The following is a 17,353-nucleotide window of genomic DNA, read 5'->3' as shown; positions in this document are numbered from 1 at the left end:
CGTGGCCTGGCTGGCCGAGCACCTCCGTCGTCGCTGGTCGCCCTCGTCGGGCGCGCTCGTCGTCGTGACCCACGACCGGTGGTTCCTCGACGAGGTCTCGACCGACACGTGGGAGGTGCACGACGGCGTCGTCGAGCCCTTCGAGGGCGGCTACGCGGCCTACGTGCTGCAGCGCGTCGAGCGCGACCGCTCGGCCGCGGCGAGCGAGTCGAAGCGCCAGAACCTCATGCGGAAGGAGCTGGCGTGGCTGCGCCGCGGCGCCCCCGCCCGCTCGACGAAGCCGAAGTTCCGCATCGACGCCGCCAACGAGCTCATCGCCGACGAGCCGCCCGCCCGCAACTCGGTCGAGCTGTCGCAGATGGCGACCGCGCGGCTCGGCAAGGACGTCGTCGACCTCGTCGAGGTCGGCGTCTCGTTCGGCGACAAGCGCGTGCTGCACGACGTCGAGTGGCGCATCGCGCCCGGCGAGCGTACCGGCATCCTCGGCGTCAACGGCGCCGGCAAGTCCACCCTGCTGAAGGTCGTCACCGGGGTCGTGGCCCCGACGGAGGGGCGGGTCAAGCAGGGCAAGACGGTCAAGTTCGCCATCCTCGACCAGCAGCTCGCCGACCTGCACGCCGTCGCGAACGAGAAGGTGAACGACCTGATCGGCCGGCAGCGCACCTCCTACGTGACGGCCGGCAAGGAGATGACGCCGGGCCAGCTGCTCGAGCGCCTCGGCTTCACGAGCGCGCAGCTGCAGACGCCCATCAAGGACCTCTCGGGCGGGCAGAAGCGCCGCCTCCAGTTCTTGCTCATCCTGCTGAACGAGCCGAACGTGCTCATCCTCGACGAGCCCACCAACGACCTCGACACCGACATGCTCGCGGCGATGGAGGACCTCCTCGACGGCTGGCCCGGCACCCTGCTCGTCGTCTCGCACGACCGGTACCTGCTCGAGCGCGTCACCGACCAGCAGTACGCCGTGCTCGACGGGGCCTTCCGGCACCTGCCCGGCGGCGTCGACCAGTACCTGGCGCTCCGCAAGCAGGTGACCGACGCCCAGGGAGGCGCCACCGACCGGCCGACGGCGGTCCAGGGGGCGCACGGCTCGGTCGCGGCGGCCGCCGCGGCGTCGGGCCTCTCGGGCGCCGAGAAGCGCAACGCGGAGAAGGAGCTCGGCTCGATCGACCGCAAGCTGGCGAAGGCGGGCGGCGACCGCGCCGGCCTGCTCGAGCAGTTCGCGACCTTCGACCAGTCCGACTTCGACGGCCTCGCGGCGCTGCAGGCGAAGCTCACGGCGCTCGACGCGAAGACCGCCGAGCTCGAGGCCCGCTGGCTGGAGCTCAGCGAGCTGCTCGCCTAGCGAGCCTCGTGCCGAGTGGTCACGATCGGCTCTTCCCGAGCGGGAGGACGACAGTTCGTGACCACTCGGGCCGCACGTGGGCGGCCTAGCCGCCGAGCGTGAGGCTCAGCGTGCGCAGCAGCCCGGCGAGGCGTCGGCGGTCGTGGTCGTCGAGATCGCTGAGCAGGGCCCGCTCGGCCTCGACGAGCCGCTCGATGGCGTCGTCGACCGCGCGGCCGCCCGACGGAGTGAGCGTGACGAGGATCCCGCGCCCGTCGTGCGGGTCGGTGCGCCGCTCGACGAGGTCGCGGGCGACGAGCCGGTCGATGCGGTTGGTCATGGCGCCGCTCGAGACGAGCGTCTGCTGCAGGAGGGTCTTCGGGCTGAGCTGGTGCGGGGCGCCCGCGCGGCGCAGGGCGGAGAGCACGTCGAACTCCCACTGCTCGAGGTCGCTGGCGACGAAGGCGTCGCGTCGGGCCCGCTCGAGGTGCTTGGCGAGCCGGTCGACGCGCGAGAGCACGTGCAGCGGGGCGAAGTCGAGGTCGGGGCGCTCGTGGCCCCAGGCGTCGACGATGCGGTCGACCTCGTCGCGGGGCTCGGGCCCCGCGGGCTGGTCGCGCCCCTCGGTGCGCTCGGGCTCGGACATCCCCTCATCATGGCACCCGGTCCGCTTTGCCCTGCCTGCACCGCGCTGTCACACTTGACCTCGCGCGCGAGCGCGGTCCGCCATGGTGTAACGGCAGCACGACAGCCTTTGGAGCTGTTAGGTCCAGGTTCGAATCCTGGTGGCGGAGCCGTGAGTCGGCCGGGCGGGGCGGACGCCGTGCGGCTCCGTCGGTAGCCTCCAGGTCCATCGGCCGGCCGCGTCAGCGCCGCGCCCCGACGACGAGGAGCCGCCCATGTCGACGTCCGCCACCCTCCGCCCGCTCGTGAAGGCCGCCCTGCTCGGTGCCCTCAGCGGCTCCCGCTCCGCCACGCCCCTCGCCGTGCTCGCCCTCCACCACGACAGCGCGGAGTCGCGGGGCAGCTGGCAGCGCTGGGCCCTGTTCCGCAGCCCCGTCGGCCGCGGCGTGGCCGTCGCCGCCGGCGCGGGCGAGCTCGTCGGCGACAAGCTGCCCGCCACGCCCAGCCGCGTGGGCGCGGGCCCGCTGTTCGGCCGGGCCACCTCCGGCGCCGTCGTCGGCGCCGCGATCAGCACCACCGCGGGCGACGGCCACCGCGTCGCCGGAGCCGTGGCCGGGGCGCTCGGCGCCCTCGCAGGCAGCTGGCTCTTCTACCTCGCCCGGAGGGCCGTCGTCGAGAAGACCGGCCTGCCCGACCTCGTCGTCGCGCTCGTCGAGGACGCCGTCGCGGTCTCCGGCTCGGTCGCCGTCGTCCGCTCCCGCTGATCGCCGCCCCCGCGTGGGAGGATCGGCGGTGAACGCCGCGCCCACCTCACCAAGGAGCACCATGCCCGCACGCACCCTCGCCGTCGTCGTCCTCGCCGCTGGGCAGGGCACGCGCATGAAGTCCGCGACCCCGAAGGTGCTGCACCGCCTGGCCGGCCTCCCGCTGATCCAGCACGTCCTCGAGTCGGCGGCCGCGCTCGAGCCCGAGCACCTCGTCGCCGTCGTGCGGCACGAGCGCGACCTCGTCGTCACGAGCATCGTCGAGACGACGCCGACCGCCCTGATCGTCGACCAGGACGACGTGCCCGGCACCGGCCGCGCCGTCGAGCAGGCTGTCGAGGCGCTGCCCGCCGACTTCGACGGCGACGTCGTCGTCGTGAGCGCCGACGTCCCCTTCCTCGACCACGGCACCCTGCGAGGCCTCCTCGAGCAGCACCGTGAGGAGGCGGCGGCCGCGACGCTGCTGTCGGCCGTCCTCCCCGACGCCACCGGCTACGGCCGCGTCGTGCGCCTCGCCTCGGGCGACGTCGAGCGGATCGTCGAGCACAAGGACGCCACCGAGGCCGAGCGGGCCCTCCGCGAGATCAACTCCGGCACCTACGCCTTCACGGTCGCGGCCCTCCGCGCGCAGCTGCCCCGCGTCGGCTCGGCCAACGCCCAGAACGAGAAGTACGTCACCGACGTCGTCGGCCTGCTCACCGGCGCCGGCGAGAAGGTCGCCGCCCGCGCGGTCGACGAGACCTGGCGCCTCGAGGGCATCAACGACCGCGTGCAGCTCGCCGTGGCCGCCCGCCGCCTCAACGACCGCATCGTCGAGCACTGGCAGCGCGAGGGCGTCAGCATCGTCGACCCGCAGACCACCTGGATCGACCGCGACGTCGCCCTCAGCCCCGACGTCGAGCTGCTGCCCGGCACCCAGCTGAAGGGCGCGACCTACGTGGCCGCCGGCGCCGTCGTCGGGCCCGACACCACCCTCGTCGACACGGAGGTGGGCGAGGGCGCGGTCGTGAAGCGCACCGACGCGACCCTCGCCGTGATCGGTGCCCGCGCCTCCGTCGGCCCCTTCTCGTACCTGCGGCCCGGCACGACGCTCGGCGAGGGCGGCAAGATCGGCACCTTCGTCGAGACCAAGAACGCCGAGATCGGCGCGGGCTCGAAGGTGCCGCACCTCAGCTACATCGGCGACACCGAGGTCGGCACCGACTCGAACATCGGCGCCGGCACGATCACGGCCAACTACGACGGCGTCTCGAAGCACCGCACCGAGGTCGGCTCGAACGTGAGGACGGGGTCGCACAACGTGTTCGTCGCCCCCGTTAGGATTGGCGACGGAGCGTACTCAGGTGCGGGAACGGTCGTCCGGAAGGACGTGCCGGCAGGTGCCCTGGCCCTGAGCATCGCTCCTCAGCGCAATGCGAGCGGATGGGTCGAGGCGAACCGCCCCGGCACCGCGGCTGCCGAGGCCGCCGCTCGCGCCGAACGAACGACCGACTAGCGAGCCGGTCGGGTTGGCCCCTCGGGGCCGGAGAGCGAGTGACGTGTCCGGAATCAAGATCACCGGGGAGAACCGACTCGTCCTGGTCTCGGGTCGTGCGCACCCCGAGCTGGCGAACCAGATCGCGGCGGAGCTCGGCTCGGAGCTCATCCCGACCGACGCCCGCACCTTCGCCAACGGCGAGCTCTACGCCCGCTTCGACGAGAGCGTCCGCGGCGCCGACGCGTTCGTCATCCAGTCGCACTCGGCCCCGATCAACGAGTGGCTCATGGAACAGCTCATCATGGTCGACGCCCTCAAGCGCGCTTCGGCCAAGCGCATCACGGTCGTCGCCCCCTTCTACCCGTACGCCCGGCAAGACAAGAAGGGCCGCGGCCGCGAGCCGATCTCGGCCCGCCTCGTCGCCGACCTGTTCAAGGCCGCCGGCGCCCACCGCATCATGAGCGTCGACCTGCACGCCCCGCAGATCCAGGGCTTCTTCGACGGCCCCGTCGACCACCTCTTCGCCATGCCGGTGCTGCTCGAGCACTTCCGCGCGAAGCTCGACAACTCGACGCTCACGGTCGTGTCGCCCGACATGGGCCGCGTGCGCGTCGCCGACATCTGGAGCGAGAAGCTCGACGCCCCCCTCGCCATCATCCACAAGCGCCGCGACCCGCTGGTGCCGAACCAGGTGACGGTGCACGAGATCGTCGGCGAGGTCGAGGGCCGCGTCTGCCTGCTCGTCGACGACCTGATCGACACGGGCCGCACCATCGTCAAGGCCGCCGAGGCCCTCAAGGCCGCCGGCGCGATCGGCGTCGTGGTCGCCGCGACCCACGCCGTGTTCAGCGACCCTGCCCCCGAGATCCTCGCCAGCGAGTTCATCGACTCGGTCGTCGTCACCGACACCCTGCCGCTGACCGAGCACCAGAAGTTCGACAAGCTCGAGATCCTGCCGATCGCCCCCCTCATCGCGCGGGCCATCCACGAGGTCTTCGACAACGGGTCGGTCACCTCGATGTTCGACGGCGCCGCCTGACCCAGCCCACGCCGTGACGACGGGGCGACCAGCACTGCTGGTCGCCCCGTCGTCGTCCCGGTGAGTCGTCGACTCAGTGCGTCGACGGCTCCGTCTCGATCTCCGAGCGGTCGCCCGACCAGAGGGTGTGGAACACGCCCTCCTCGCCGACCCGCTCGTAGGTGTGCGCGCCGAAGAAGTCGCGCTGCCCCTGGATGAGGGCGGCGGGGAGGCGCTCCGACGCGAGCGAGTCGTAGTACGACAGCGCCGACGCGAACCCGGGCACGGGGATCCCCGACAGCGCCGCCTTCGCGACGATGCGGCGCCAGGCGTCCTCGCCGTCGCGCACGGCGGCGGCGAAGTAGTCGTCCTCGAGCAGGGTCGCGATGGTCGCGTCCTTCTCGTAGGCGTCGACGATGCGGTTCAGGAACTGCGCGCGGATGATGCAGCCGCCGCGCCAGATCTTCGCGATCGCGCCCTTGTCGATGTCCCAGCCGTACTCCAGGGCGCCCGCGATGATCGCGTCGAAGCCCTGCGCGTAGGCGACGATCTTCGACGCGTAGAGCGCCTTCTGAACGTCGTCCTCGAAGCCGTCGCCCGCCTCCTGCACCTCGGGTCGGCCCTGCAGCGTCGCCTGCACGGCGGCGCGCTGGTCGGGCTTCGACGACACGGCGCGGGCGAAGACGGCCTCGGCGATGCCGCCGACGGGCACGCCCAGCCCGACCGAGTTCTGCACCGTCCAGACGCCGGTGCCCTTCGAGCCGGCCTGGTCGACGATCGAGTCGACCAGCGGGGCGTCGGTCTTCGCGTCGGTCTGGCGCAGCACCTCGGCGGTGATCTCGATGAGGTACGACTCGAGCTCGCCGCGGTTCCACTCCTCGAAGACGTCGGCGATGGCGGCCGGCTCGTGGCCCCCGACGCGGCGCAGCAGGTCGTACGACTCGGCGATGAGCTGCATGTCGGCGTACTCGATGCCGTTGTGGATCATCTTGACGAAGTGGCCGGCGCCGTCGCTGCCGACGTGGGTGACGCAGGGCTCGCCCTCGGCGACCGCGGCGATCGAGGCGAGGATGGGCCCGAGGGTCTCGTACGCCTCCTTCGAGCCGCCGGGCATGATCGACGGGCCCTTCAGCGCGCCCTCCTCGCCGCCCGAGATGCCGGCGCCCACGAAGTTCAGGCCGCGCTCCTTGAGGGCGGCCTCGCGCCTCCGCGTGTCCTGGAAGTTCGCGTTGCCGCCGTCGACGATGATGTCGCCCTCCTCGAAGAGGTCGGCGAGCTGGTCGATGACGGCGTCGGTGCCCTTCCCGGCCTGCACCATGATGATCGCGGTGCGCGGCTTCTGCAGCGACGCCGCGAAGTCCTCGATCGACTTGGACGCGACGAAGCCGGCGTCGCCGTGCTCGCTCATCAGGGTGTCGGTGCGCTCGGGGGAGCGGTTGTAGACCGCGACGGTGTTGCCCTCGCGGCTGGCCAGGTTGCGCGCCAGGTTGGAGCCCATGACGGCCAGGCCGACCACTCCGATGTTCGCCTGCGCGGTCTGCTCGCTCGTGTCTCCGTGTTCGGTCACGGTGCCTCCTCAAGGTCGGTGGACCGCAGACTATGCCTCGCCGCCCACCGGTTGACAGGGACCGTCGGGCACCCCCGGCGGACGGGGGGAGGCGCGCCTACGCTGGTCGGGACCCGCCCGTCTCGGAAGGACACCGCATGACCACCTCCACCCTGCCCCCCGTCGTCGTGATGGGCGTGAGCGGGTCGGGCAAGTCGACCGTCGGCGAGCTGCTGGCCGAGCGCGCCGGCGTGCCGTTCGTCGACGCCGACGACCTGCACCCGAAGGCCAACCGCGACAAGATGTCGGCCGGCCACCCGCTCGACGACGACGACCGTCGGCCCTGGCTCGAGATCGTCGCCGGGCGCATCAGCGAGGCCGGCGACGACGGCGTGGTGGTCGCGTGCTCGGCGCTGAAGCGCTCGTACCGCGACGTCCTCCGCTCGGGCGACGACCGCCTCCTCTTCGTCCACCTCACCGGGGTCCGCGAGCTCGTGGCCGAGCGCCAGAAGGCCCGGAAGGGCCACTTCATGCCGCCCGGGCTGATGGAGTCGCAGTTCGCCGCGCTCGAGCCGCTCGCCGACGACGAGCCCGGCACCAGCGTCGACGTGCAGGCCGGCCCCGACGAGATCGTGGCCGAGGTCCTCGACCGGTTGGCGACACGCCCGGGCCGCGTGTAACCTGGGCAGCTGAACTTCGGCGAGGGATGCTCCGGCATCCGTGATCGACGAGGTAGGCAGGCACTCAGTCCCGAGACCGCCCTCTGGGTGGTCGCTCCACGGCTGTGGGTCCCTCCTCACGCGACGCGCGTTCGAGTTGACACCGACCACACACCCCCAGGCCCGCGGGCCTGCAGAAACGGAGACCACCATGTCCGACGACAACACCCTGTCCGCCACCCTGCGCACCAGCTTCGGCAAGGGAGCGGCCCGCAAGATCCGCGCCGCCGACGCGATCCCCGCGGTCATCTACGGCCACGGCACCGACCCCCAGCACGTCACCCTCCCCGGCCACGAGACGATGCTCATCACGCGTCGCTCGAACGCGCTCATCACGCTCGACATCGAGGGCACGAAGCAGCTCGCCCTCGTCAAGGACATCCAGCGCGACCCGGTGAAGCAGATCATCGAGCACATCGACCTCATCGTCGTCCGCCAGGGCGAGAAGGTCAACGTCGACGTGCCCGTGCACGTCGAGGGCGAGTCGGCTCCCGGCACGATCCACGTCGTCGAGCTCAACGTCGTCTCGCTCGAGGTGTCGGCCACCGACATCCCGCAGTCGGTCGTCGTCTCGATCGAGGGCCTCGAGGAGGGCTCGCAGGTGCACGCCTCCGACCTCGCGCTCCCCAAGGGCGCGACGCTGGTCACCGACCCCGAGGTGCTCGTGCTGGCCGTCTCCGTGCCGCAGCTCGACCTCACCACCGACGCCGTCGACGACGAGTCGGGCGAGGCCGCCGAGGCCGAGGGCGACGTGCCCTCGATCGAGGACGAAGAGCGCTCCGAGTAACACCCGCACCACCGTCTGACGCCCCGCCGCTGCATCACTGAGGAGGACCCCCTGAGCGACCAGTGGCTCGTGGTCGGGCTCGGCAACCCCGGGCCCGGCTACGCCGGCAACAGGCACAACGTCGGGCAGATGGTGCTGGCCGAGCTGGCCCACCGCCTGTCCGCGGGGTTCAAGAAGCACAGGACGAACTCGCTCGTCGCGGAGGGCCGCCCGGCACCGGGCGGCCCCCGCTTCGTGCTCGCGGCGCCCGGCAGCTTCATGAACCTCTCGGGCGGCCCCGTCGCGGCCCTCCTCAAGTACTACGACCTCGACGTGTCGCGGCTGATCGTCGTGCACGACGAGCTCGACATCGACTTCGACACCCTCAAGATCAAGCAGGGCGGCGGCCACGGCGGCCACAACGGCCTGCGCGACATCATCGCGGCGACGGGGTCGAACGAGTTCCTCCGGGTCAGGGTCGGCATCGGCCGCCCCCCGGGCCGCCAGCCGGCCGCCGACTTCGTGCTGCGCGACTTCACGCCCACCGAGCGGCAGACTCTCCCGATCCTCCTGGCCGACGCGGCCGACGCGGTCGAGATGATCGTCGCCGACGGGCTCACCGCGGCACAGCTCAAGTTCCACACCGCGAAGAGCTAGAGCGCCCCGCACGTGACCGACCACGGACGTGGTCGGCGCTGTGGTCGCGGGATCGCTCCGCGATCCCCTGAGCTCCAGCGCGCAGCTCAAGTTCCACACCGCGAAGAGCTAGAGCACCCACACCGCGGGGAGCTAGCTCCCTCCCCAGGGCGGCATCGCCGGTGGGGGCTGAGCCCTCAGCGAACCCGCGGGCTGTCTGTCGGTCGTGCCGAGTACCCTTGCCGGGTGATACTCGCGGGCTTGATCTCGGCGCTGTCGCGCGCCTCCACGTTCTCCGCTGCCCTCGACCGGGCCGGTCGCAGCACCGACTACAGCCTGGTCGACGGTCTGCGCGTCCCCCTCGTCGCCGGCCTCCTGGCCCGCCGCGAGGGTCCTCAGGCGATGCTGGTCGTCACGGCGACGGGCCGCGAGTCGGAGGCCGTGCGCGGCTCGCTCGCGAGCTACCTGCCCGACGCCGAGGTCATCGAGTTCCCCGCGTGGGAGACCCTGCCGCACGAGCGCCTCAGCCCCGGTGCCGAGACCGTCGGCAAGCGCATCCACGCGCTCCGGCGCCTCGCCGCCTGGTCGGCCGAGGCCGCCGCGGCGCCCGACGCCGTGCGGCCGATCGTCGTCGTGGCCGGCGTCCGCGCCGCCCTCCAGCCCCTGGCCGACAACCTCGCCGACATCGACCAGGTCGAGCTGACCGTGGGCTCCCGCGGGCACGACCTGACCGCCATCTCGCAGTCCCTCGTCGGCCTCGCCTACGCCCGGGTCGACATGGTCACCCGTCGCGGTGAGTTCGCCGTCCGCGGCGGCATCCTCGACGTGTTCCCGCCCACCGCCGAGCACCCCGTCCGCGTCGACTTCTTCGGCGACGAGGTCGACCAGATCCGCCGCTTCTCGGTCGCCGACCAGCGCAGCCTCGACGGCGACGTGGCCGGCGTCGAGCTGCCGCCGAGCCGCGAGATGCTGCTCACCGACGACGTGCGGCAGCGGGCGCGCGAGATGCAGCACGAGTTCCCGAGCCTCGCGCAGATGCTCGCCAAGATCTCCGAGGGCATCCCCGTCGAGGGCATGGAGTCGCTCGCGCCCGCCCTCGTCCACGGCCTCGTGCCGCTCACGCACTACCTGCCGGCGGGCGCCTCCGTCGCCGTGCTGTCGCCCGAGCGCGTGAACTCCCGTGCCCAGAGCCTCGCCGAGACGAACCGCGAGTTCCTCTCCGCGGCGTGGAACGCCGCGACCGCCGGCGCCGAGGCGCCCATCGACCTCGACGCGGGCGACTTCATCACCCTCCGCCAGCTCCGCGAGTCGGCGGGCGACCGCACCTGGTTCACGATGAGCTCGTTCGACACCGGCGAGGTGCTCAGCGACGAGGACGCCGCCGCGTCGGCCGGCGACTACGTGCGCGTCGAGGCCGAGAGCGTGCCGAGCTTCAGCGGCCACGCCGAGGGCGCCGTCGACCACGTGGTGCAGCGCCTCCGCGACGGGTGGAGCGTCGTGGTGACGTCGCGGGGCGTCGGCCTCGTCGAGCGGGCCCGCGACGTGCTCGGCGAGCGCGCCGTGGCTGCTCGCCTGCTCGACGACCTGCCCGACGAGCTCGAGCCGGGCGTCGCCCTGCTCGTCGCCGGCGGGGTCGAGGCCGGCTTCGAGCTGGCCGAGGCCAAGGTCGCCGTGCTCGGCGAGAGCGACTTCTACGGCCGCTCGGCGAACTACGACTCCCGGCAGGTGAAGAAGCTCGCCAGCCGCCGCAAGGCCGTCGTCGACCCCCTGCAGCTCAAGCCCGGCGACGTCGTCGTGCACCAGACGCACGGCATCGGCAAGTTCCTCGAGCTCACCAGCCGCGAGGTCAGCACCGGCGGCAAGAACGCCGTGAGGAACAGCCGTGAGTACCTCGTGCTCGAGTACGCGCCGTCGAAGCGCGGCTACCCGGGCGACAAGCTCTACGTGCCCACCGACCAGCTCGACCTGCTCAGCCGCTACGTCGGCGGGGAGGCTCCCACGCTCAGCAAGATGGGCGGCAGCGACTGGGCCAGCGCCAAGAGCAAGGCCCGTCGCGCCGTCCGCGACATCGCGGTCGAGCTCGTGAAGCTGTACTCCGCCCGCATGGCGTCGAAGGGCCACGCGTTCCCGCCCGACACCCCGTGGCAGCGCGAGCTGGAGGAGGCCTTCCCCTTCGCCGAGACGCCCGACCAGCTGACGACCATCGACGAGATCAAGGCCGACATGGAGCGGCCCATCCCGATGGACCGCCTGCTCTCCGGCGACGTCGGCTACGGCAAGACCGAGGTCGCCGTGCGCGCCGCGTTCAAGGCGATCCAGGACGGCAAGCAGGTCGTCATGCTCGTGCCGACGACGCTGCTCGTCAAGCAGCACTTCGACACCTTCGCCGACCGGTTCGCGGGCTTCCCCGTGCACCTGCGCAGCCTCAGCCGCTTCCAGTCCGCGAAGGAGAGCCGCGAGACGATCGCGGGCCTCGGCGACGGCACCGTCGACATGGTCATCGGCACCCACCGCCTCCTCAGCGAGAGCATCGTCTACAAAGACGTCGGTCTCGTCATCATCGACGAGGAGCAGCGGTTCGGCGTCGAGCACAAGGACGCGCTGAAGAAGCTCAAGACGAACGTCGACATCCTCGCGATGTCGGCGACGCCGATCCCGCGGTCGCTCGAGATGGCCGTCACCGGCATCCGTGAGATGTCGACCCTGGCGACCCCGCCGGAGGACCGCCACCCCATCCTCACCTTCGTCGGCCCCGAGAGCGAGCGGCAGAAGGCCGCCGCCATCCGCCGCGAGCTGCTCCGCGAGGGCCAGGTCTTCTACGTCCACAACCGCGTCTCGAGCATCAACCGCGTCGCCGCGCAGATCGCCGAGCTCGTGCCGGAGGCGCGGGTCGCCGTCGCGCACGGGCAGATGGCCGAGTCGACCCTCGAGCAGGTCATGGTCGACTTCTGGGAGCGCAAGTTCGACGTGCTCGTCTCGACCACCATCATCGAGACCGGGCTCGACATCGCCAACGCGAACACGCTCATCATCGACCGGGCCGACAAGTACGGCCTCAGCCAGCTGCACCAGCTGCGCGGCCGCGTCGGCCGGGGCCGCGAGCGCGGCTACGCGTACTTCCTCTACGACGCCGAGAAGCCGCTCAGCGAGACCGCCCAGGACCGCCTCGAGACCATCGCGGCGAACAACGAGCTCGGCGCGGGCATGCAGGTGGCCCTGAAAGACCTCGAGATCCGCGGGGCGGGCAACCTGCTCGGCGGCGAGCAGTCCGGGCACATCGCCGGCGTCGGCTTCGACCTCTACCTCCGCATGATCGGCGAGGCCGTCGGCGCCTTCCGCGGCGAGGTCGCCGAGGGCCAGACCGAGCTGCGGCTCGAGCTGCCCGTCGACGCCCACATCCCCGAGGAGTACGTCGAGAGCGAGCGCCTCCGCCTCGAGGCCTACCAGAAGCTGTCGACCGCGAGCTCGCCCACCTCGACCGACGAGCAGATCGACGCCGTGCTCGAGGAGCTCACCGACCGCTACGGGGCCCCGCCCGCGTCCGTGCTCGCGCTCATCGAGGTGTCGCGCCTCCGCCGTGCCGCCCAGAAGGCGGGGCTCAGCGAGGTCGTCGTCATGGGCAGCAACCTCCGGGTCGCCGGCCTCGACCTGCCCGACAGCATGCAGGTGCGCCTGCAGCGCATGTACCCGGGCTCGCGCTGGTTCGGCCAGACGCGCTCGGTGAGCGTCCCCCTGCCGCGGAAGCACGGCGAGGCCCTGCCCGACGGCGAGCTCATCACCTGGGTCGAGCAGCTCATGTCGTCGATCTACGGCGCCGAGGCGCCGCGCCCGTCCGCCGACAGCTCCGCCGCGGCGAGCTGAGCCGACCGTGACGGACGGCGTCGACGGCCGCGCTGGCGCCGAGCTCGCGGCGCTCGTCCGCGTGGTCGAGGCGCTGCTGGCCGACGAGGGCGGCTGCGAGTGGAACCGCGCCCAGACCCCCGACAGCCTCGTCACCTACCTGGTCGAGGAGTCGTCGGAGCTCGTCGAGGCCATCGAGTCGGGCACCCCGGCCGACCGCCGCGAGGAGCTCGGCGACGTGCTGTACCAGGTGGTGCTCCACGCTGCGATCGCGGCGAGGGCGCCGGGGGAGGGCTTCGACCTGGCCGACGTCGTCCGTGACGTCACCGCGAAGACCGTGCGTCGGCACCCCCACGTCTTCGCCGGCGACGAGGCCGCCGACGTCGATGACATCGTCCGTCTCTGGTCCGCCGCCAAGGCCCGGGAGAAAGCCGACCGCCGCAGCGCCTACGACGGCGTGCCCCTCGGCCTGCCCTCCCTCGCGAGGGCCCAGAAGGTGGAGTCGCGGCGCCGGTCGGCCGGTCAGGTCACGCCGCCCGCAGCCCTCGTCGACGACGAGCCCGACGTCGAGCTCTCCTGGGGGCGCGAGCTCCTCGCCCGCGTCGACGCGGCGACCGCGGAGGGGCTGGACGCCGAGCGGGCGCTCCGGCGAGCCGTCCGCGAGCGGGAGCAGCAGCTGCGGTCGGGCGAGGCTCCGCGGCCGTAGCGCGTCCCCGGCCGGGCGCGGACGGGCCCCCGCCACGATGTCGCCGTCGTGGACGGACAGGGCGCGGGGCAGACGCCCAGGGGAGAGGGCCGGGGGTCCGACCGACCCGAACGGCGGACACCCCGGCACAGGGCACCCGACCGACCCGAACGGCGGGCGCCCCCACGTGCCCGGCCACACGGCGGTCGAGGACCAGCCGCGCGGCGAGGGGCACGTCGGCGCCGCACTGCGTCGAGGGGGATCACCCGCGACGCGTCGTGCGGCACTGCCTCGAATGTACCGGGTGGAGTGCTGACATGTCAAAGACGGAACCCTGATGTGTCACCTGGTCGGCGGTCACCGGTGGTCGTCGACGCTGCTCGTCGACCCCGGCGTGTCCGCCCGCCCGTGTCGTCGGGGGCGCCCGGGGGCCGCGGTGGCCGTCTGTTATCGTGCGACCGGGCCGACGACCCGGCGCAGGGCCGGGCCGCTCGCCCCCGCAGAGGAGGGGCTCCCGTGCCTCGCAGACCCGACCCGACCCGCAAGCCCGAGCTGCTCGCGCAGATCATCGAGCACCTCCGCAGCCGGTCGATCGCCACGGTGTCGTTCCGCACCCTCGCGGAGGCGCTCGGCGTGAGCACGTACGTCTTCGTCTACCACTTCGGCAACCGCGCCGAGCTCGTCGCCGAGATCGTGCGCGGGGTCGTCGCGCGGCACGACGCCGCGCTGGCGGTCGACCCGACCGCCCTGGACGCCCGGGCGCTCCGGTCGCACCTGCTCGACGCCTGGGCCGACTCGACCAGCGAGCGCGGCCGCGACCTGCTGCGCCTCGAGACCGAGGCGGCCCTGCTCGAGGTCGTCGCCGGCGAGCAGGGCCCGGCCCGGGGCGAGGTCGCCCGCTGGCACGACTTCGTAGCGCGCTGGCTGGTGGGGCAGGGCGTGCCGGAGGCGGTGGCCGGGCCGGAGGCGCGGGTCGCCGTCGACGCCCTCCGAGGTCTCCAGCACGACGCCCTCGTCACGGCGGAGGTGCGCCCGCTCACGACCGCGGCCACCCGCGTCGTCGACGACCTCGTGGCCCGCGCGCCGCAGCTCGCCTCCACGCCGTGACCGCACGCCGGGGTCGAGCCCGGAGCGGTCGCGTGACGGTCGGTCACGCCGTGGCTGGCCCAGGGCAGAGCCGCCCCGCCCCGCGCTGATGAACGGGCCAGGCGCGAGGCGCCTGGCCCGTCGTGGAGCCCTCACCGCAGGGAAGGGAGGGCGCCGGGGTCGGTCGCCGGTGCGCAACCCGATTCGCGCCGACGACCTGCGTCGACCATAGCCGACATGTCACATGACGCGCAATCCTGCGGGGCTCGACCGCGCGCCTCCCGGGGCTGCCCTCTGGGATGATGGTGCGATGCCCTCACACGTGACCCCGCCGCGCGGGATGCGAGACTTCCTGCCCGCCGAGAAGCGCCGCCGCGAACGCGTGCTGGCCACCGTGCGCGACGTCTACCGCTCGCGGGGCTTCGACGAGATCGAGACCCCGGTCGTCGAGGGCGCCGAGTTCCTCTGGTCCGGCCTCGGCGGCGACAACGAGAAGCAGGTCTTCGCGGTGCTGCGCCGCGGGCTCGACCTCGACGCCGTCCGCGCCGTCGGGTCGCCGCTCGAGCTCGCCGACCTCGGGCTGCGCTTCGACCTCACCGTGCCCCTGGCCCGGTTCTACGCGTCGCACCGGGCCGAGCTGCCGACGGTCTTCCGTTCGGTGCAGATCGCTCCCGTCTGGCGGGCCGAGCGGCCGCAGAAGGGCCGCTACCGCCAGTTCGTCCAGTGCGACATCGACATCCTCGGCGAGCCCGGGCAGCAGGCCGAGGTCGAGCTGATCTCGGCCACGACCGACGTGCTCGACGCCCTCGGGCTCCGGGGCACGACCATCCGCGTCAACGACCGCCGCGTGCTGCTCGGCGTGCTCGCCCACTGGGGCGTCGCCCCCGAGCTGACCGACCGGGCGCTGATCGAGATCGACAAGCTCGACAAGATCGGCGTCGAGGGCGTGGCGACGCAGCTGCGCGAGCTCGGCGTCGGCGGCGACGACCTCGCGGCGCAGCTGCACCAGCTCGGCGAGGCGACCTTCGACTCGATCACCGGCTCCGCGCCTCCCGCCTGGCTCGACGCCGAGGCCGCAGCCGACCTCGTGGCGCTCCGCGACGCGCTGCCGGGCGCGACCCTCGTGCTCGACCCGACGCTGGTGCGGGGCATGGGCTACTACACGGGCACCATCTTCGAGGTGGCGCACCCCGACTTCAGCTACTCGCTGGGCGGCGGCGGTCGCTACGACGGCATGATCGGCCGGTTCCTCGGCACCGACGTGCCGGCCGCGGGCTTCTCGCTCGGCTTCGAGCGCATCGTCGACCTCGTCGAGCTCGACGGGGCCGACGACGACGGCCTGGCCGTGCTGCACGACAAGACGGTGCCGCCGGCCGAGCTGGTCGCCCTGCAGCGGGCGCTGCTCGCCGGCGGCGAGGGCCGGGTGCGGCTCGAGCGCCGCGCGAAGAACGCCAAGGGACAGCTCGCCGCGCTCGCGGCCGCCGGCTTCGGGCGGTTCGCCTCCGTGCGCGGGGGCGAGTCCGTCGACGAGCTGCAGATCCGCGCGATCGGCTGACCGACGGCGGGCGAACGTCCGCTGAACACCCGCGTCGCCGGTCGGAGGCGCGGCTAGGCTAGGCGGCGGGGCCCAGGCCCCGACGACCTGACGACACACTAAGGAGTTCTCCGTGGCAGCAATCGACGCCGTAGGCGCCCGCGAAATCCTCGACTCGCGGGGCAACCCGACCGTCGAGGTCGAGGTCCTGCTCGACGACGGGACCGTGTCGCGCGCGGCCGTCCCCTCGGGCGCATCCACCGGGGCCTTCGAGGCCTACGAGCTCCGCGACGGCGACGACAGCCGCTACCTCGGCAAGGGCGTGCTGAAGGCCGTCGCGGCCGTCATCGACGAGATCGGCCCGGAGGTCGAGGGCCTCGACGCCACCGACCAGCGCCTGATCGACGCGGCGATGATCGAGCTCGACGGCACCGAGAACAAGTCGCGCCTCGGCGCCAACGCCATCCTCGGCGTCTCGCTGGCCGTGGCCCGCGCCGCCGCCGACTCGGCCGACCTGCCGCTCTTCCGCTACCTCGGCGGCCCGAACGCCCACACGCTGCCCGTGCCGATGATGAACGTCATCAACGGCGGCTCGCACGCCGACAGCAACGTCGACATCCAGGAGTTCATGATCCTGCCGATCGGCGCGTCGACCTTCGGCGAGGCCGTCCGCTGGGGCGCCGAGACCTACCACGCGCTGAAGAGCCAGCTGAAGGCCGCCGGCCTCTCGACCGGCCTCGGCGACGAGGGCGGCTTCGCGCCGAACCTCGAGAGCAACCGCGCCGCGCTCGACCTGCTGGTCGAGGCCATCACCACGGCCGGCTTCACCCCCGGGAAAGACATCGCGCTGGGCCTCGACGTCGCCTCGAGCGAGTTCTTCTCCGACGGCTCGTACACGTTCGAGGGGCAGTCGCGCGACTCGGCCTTCCTCGCCTCGTACTACGCCGACCTCGTCGCCTCGTACCCGCTCGTCTCCATCGAGGACCCCCTCGACGAGGACGACTGGGAGGGCTGGGCGCACCTCACGAGCGAGATCGGCCGCAAGACGCAGATCGTCGGCGACGACCTCTTCGTCACCAACCCGACCCGCCTCGCCAAGGGCATCCAGACCGGCGCCGCGAACTCGATCCTCGTCAAGGTGAACCAGATCGGCACCCTGACCGAGTCGCTCGACGCGGTCTCGCTCGCCCAGCGCAGCGGCTACACCACCGTGCTGTCGCACCGCTCCGGCGAGACGGAAGACACCACGATCGCCGACCTCGCCGTCGCGACCGACGCCGGCCAGATCAAGACCGGCGCCCCGGCCCGCAGCGAGCGCGTGGCGAAGTACAACC

14 protein-coding genes and 1 tRNA gene are annotated in these 17,353 nt (G+C 72.6%); 13 read left to right on the top strand and 2 right to left on the bottom strand.

Features of this window, described 5'->3' with window-relative positions:
* The first annotated feature begins 1 nt into the window (after position 1).
* Positions 2–1,345: an ABC-F family ATP-binding cassette domain-containing protein gene (locus ASF82_RS10175; RefSeq protein WP_369814285.1), complete on the top strand. Its 1,344-nt coding sequence runs from the start codon at positions 2–4 to the stop codon at positions 1,343–1,345.
* An 85-nt stretch (positions 1,346–1,430) separates the two neighbouring features.
* Here the strand turns inward: ASF82_RS10175 and ASF82_RS10170 are convergent, their stop codons facing one another.
* Positions 1,431–1,970 carry a MarR family winged helix-turn-helix transcriptional regulator gene (locus ASF82_RS10170; RefSeq protein ID WP_056056708.1) on the bottom strand — a complete coding sequence of 180 codons (540 nt, stop codon included), beginning with the start codon at positions 1,968–1,970 and terminating at the stop codon, positions 1,431–1,433.
* A gap of 76 nt (positions 1,971–2,046) precedes the next feature.
* On the opposite strand from ASF82_RS10170, the gene ASF82_RS10165 reads away from it, so the two are divergent.
* The 4 genes from ASF82_RS10165 to ASF82_RS10150 all read left to right on the top strand — a co-directional run bounded on the left by ASF82_RS10165 (position 2,047) and on the right by ASF82_RS10150 (position 5,228).
* Positions 2,047–2,118: transfer RNA gene (locus tag ASF82_RS10165), tRNA-Gln, on the top strand.
* Positions 2,119–2,223: 105 nt separating this feature from the next.
* Positions 2,224–2,712 carry a DUF4126 family protein gene (locus ASF82_RS10160; protein WP_056056706.1) on the top strand — a complete coding sequence of 163 codons (489 nt, stop codon included), beginning with the start codon at positions 2,224–2,226 and terminating at the stop codon, positions 2,710–2,712.
* Between the two features lie 61 nt (positions 2,713–2,773).
* Positions 2,774–4,207 carry a bifunctional UDP-N-acetylglucosamine diphosphorylase/glucosamine-1-phosphate N-acetyltransferase GlmU gene (glmU, locus tag ASF82_RS10155; protein WP_056056704.1) on the top strand — a complete coding sequence of 478 codons (1,434 nt, stop codon included), beginning with the start codon at positions 2,774–2,776 and terminating at the stop codon, positions 4,205–4,207.
* 43 nt (positions 4,208–4,250) lie between these two features.
* A complete protein-coding gene (locus tag ASF82_RS10150; RefSeq protein ID WP_056056702.1) occupies positions 4,251–5,228 on the top strand; it encodes a ribose-phosphate diphosphokinase in 978 nt (325 codons plus the stop codon).
* 73 nt (positions 5,229–5,301) lie between these two features.
* Here the strand turns inward: ASF82_RS10150 and gndA are convergent, their stop codons facing one another.
* Positions 5,302–6,705 (bottom strand): NADP-dependent phosphogluconate dehydrogenase, encoded by a 1,404-nt coding sequence (gene gndA / locus ASF82_RS10145; protein ID WP_056058923.1) that lies wholly within the window; start codon positions 6,703–6,705, stop codon positions 5,302–5,304.
* 206 nt (positions 6,706–6,911) lie between these two features.
* Here gndA and ASF82_RS10140 point away from each other — a divergent pair, with 206 nt between their 5' ends.
* From ASF82_RS10140 to eno, 8 genes are all read left to right on the top strand, one after another.
* A complete protein-coding gene (locus ASF82_RS10140) occupies positions 6,912–7,433 on the top strand; it encodes a gluconokinase (RefSeq protein WP_056056700.1) in 522 nt (173 codons plus the stop codon).
* A gap of 190 nt (positions 7,434–7,623) precedes the next feature.
* Positions 7,624–8,259 carry a 50S ribosomal protein L25/general stress protein Ctc gene (locus ASF82_RS10135; protein ID WP_056056698.1) on the top strand — a complete coding sequence of 212 codons (636 nt, stop codon included), beginning with the start codon at positions 7,624–7,626 and terminating at the stop codon, positions 8,257–8,259.
* Between the two features lie 51 nt (positions 8,260–8,310).
* Positions 8,311–8,895 carry an aminoacyl-tRNA hydrolase gene (gene pth / locus ASF82_RS10130; protein WP_056056695.1) on the top strand — a complete coding sequence of 195 codons (585 nt, stop codon included), beginning with the start codon at positions 8,311–8,313 and terminating at the stop codon, positions 8,893–8,895.
* 225 nt (positions 8,896–9,120) lie between these two features.
* Positions 9,121–12,735, top strand: coding sequence for a transcription-repair coupling factor (gene mfd / locus ASF82_RS10125; RefSeq protein ID WP_056056693.1), 3,615 nt, complete (start codon positions 9,121–9,123; stop codon positions 12,733–12,735).
* 7 nt (positions 12,736–12,742) lie between these two features.
* Positions 12,743–13,420, top strand: coding sequence for a MazG nucleotide pyrophosphohydrolase domain-containing protein (locus ASF82_RS10120; protein ID WP_056056691.1), 678 nt, complete (start codon positions 12,743–12,745; stop codon positions 13,418–13,420).
* A gap of 495 nt (positions 13,421–13,915) precedes the next feature.
* Entirely contained in the window at positions 13,916–14,506 is a 591-nt protein-coding gene (locus ASF82_RS15790) for a TetR/AcrR family transcriptional regulator (protein WP_056056689.1), read from the top strand.
* Positions 14,507–14,795: 289 nt separating this feature from the next.
* Positions 14,796–16,040, top strand: coding sequence for a HisS family protein (locus ASF82_RS10110; RefSeq protein ID WP_056056687.1), 1,245 nt, complete (start codon positions 14,796–14,798; stop codon positions 16,038–16,040).
* A 112-nt stretch (positions 16,041–16,152) separates the two neighbouring features.
* The coding region (gene eno, locus ASF82_RS10105; protein WP_235491257.1) for a phosphopyruvate hydratase at positions 16,153–17,353 on the top strand (1,201 nt) is incomplete at its 3' end.

It is taken from the genome of Frigoribacterium sp. Leaf164 (assembly GCF_001423665.1).
GTDB classification, from domain to species: domain Bacteria; phylum Actinomycetota; class Actinomycetes; order Actinomycetales; family Microbacteriaceae; genus Frigoribacterium; species Frigoribacterium endophyticum.
The sequence above is the reverse complement of the archived record's forward strand: the minus strand, read 5'-3'. Positions and strand labels throughout refer to the sequence as shown.